The 1,444-nt window shown below is 69.0% G+C and carries 1 protein-coding gene and 1 pseudogene; both read right to left on the bottom strand.

Going from position 1 to position 1,444, the window contains the following annotated elements:
- Positions 1–227 (bottom strand): annotated as a pseudogene (locus ACWCPF_RS45450) (cupin domain-containing protein); the annotation flags it as partial.
- Positions 228–289: 62 nt separating this feature from the next.
- On the bottom strand, positions 290–1,216 hold the full coding sequence (locus ACWCPF_RS45445; RefSeq protein WP_451051032.1) for an alpha/beta fold hydrolase: 927 nt from the start codon (positions 1,214–1,216) through the stop codon (positions 290–292).
- Positions 1,217–1,444: the final 228 nt, after the last annotated feature.

Raw genomic sequence — 1,444 nt, 5'->3', positions numbered from 1 at the left:
TGCTCGTCGCCGAGCCAGAGAAGCGCCTCGCCCTTGATGAGCATGAAGATCTCGTCCTCGCGGGTGTGCAGGTGGAACGGCGGGGCCTCCCCCTTCGCGACGTCGAACCGTCCCACGGTGAGCTGGCCTTCCGTGGCCTTGCTGTCGAGGAGGACGGAGAACGTGCCGCCGTCCAGCCATTCGAGGGTCTGCTGCTGTTCGCGCTGGGCCAGGAAAGCCATGGACATGATGCGAGTCCTTACTGTCTCGTACGGGGTGATGGGGGTGAGGGGCCGACCGGCACGTTCGGCTACGCCAGGAACGGGGCGAGGAGGGCGAGAAGGGCTTCGGGGTACTCGTCGGGGATGTAGTGACCGCTGCCGGCGATCACCGCTTCCTCCACACCGGGCACGACGGGCTTCAGGGTCTGCGCCAGATAGCCCCCGACGCTGTGTTCGCCGCCGACGGCCAGGACGGGCATCGTCAGGACTCCGCCCGCCTCGCCCCAGGCCCGGTTGTCCCGCCCGTCCTGGAGCATGGTCCGGTAGTGCTCGAAGCCGCCGCGCAGGGCGTCCGGGCCGCTCAGGGACGCGGCGATGGTGTCGATCTCCTCGGGCGGGAAGGCCGCGGAGTTGGCGGCCATCTTCGCGAACCACCAGGTCAGGAAGGCCTTCTCATTGCCCTGGAACAGCAGCTCCGGTGCCTCCGGGGTCATGAAGAGACCGAAGTGGAAGAGGCCGCCCGACGCCGGGTCCATGATCTCCTCCAGGCCGTAACCGGGCACGGCCAGGTCCATCAGGGCCAGCTTGTGGACCCGCTCGGGGTACAGGCGGGCGTAGGAGAAGGCGACCATGCCGCCGATGTCGTGCCCGATCATGCGGACCGGGCCGGTCAGTCCCAGGGCCTGGAGCAGCTCGTGCACGTCGCGTGCCTGGTTGTCCTTGTCGTAGCCGGCCTCCGTGACCGCCGAACCACCTGTACCCCGTAGGTCGGGAGCCACGACGGTGTACCCGAGGTCGGCGAGGGGGCGCAGCATGTAACGCCACTCCCGCCAGGTCTGCGGCCAGCCGTGCAGCAGCACGAGGGGCTCGCCCGAACCGCCCACGACGCTGTGTATCAGCGCGCCGTTGACTTCGCGGACGACCTGGGTGAAGCCCTCGGGGAGGTCTTCGGCGAAGGCCGGCACGTTCGGGGCCGCGGCCCGGTCCGGGGTCTGCGGGGTGACGGTGCTCGTCATTTCTTCTCTCCTGTGAGTTCTGGTGCTGTCGGCGAGGCGCGCCGGGCAGGGTGCGGCGCGGGGCGCGTCCCGCACCCCCGCCCGGCCGTCACTGCTGCGGGAGGAGTTCCATGACGATGTTGATGATCTTGCTGCCGTTTTCGGTGGTCCAGTTGTGGGCGAGTTCGGCGAGGAGTTGGTTGGTGGAGGTGATGGTGGCGCCGGCCTTGTCCATGCGGCGGATGGCGA

The organism is Streptomyces sp. NPDC001858 (genome assembly GCF_053594615.1).
This window is presented reverse-complemented; position numbering and strand designations above follow the sequence as displayed.

What these genes read in the sequence shown, in the direction of transcription:
- ACWCPF_RS45445 (WP_451051032.1), bottom strand. Translation starts at nt 1,216, where the DNA reads ATGACGAGCACCGTCACCCCGCAGACCCCGGACCGGGCCGCGGCCCCG.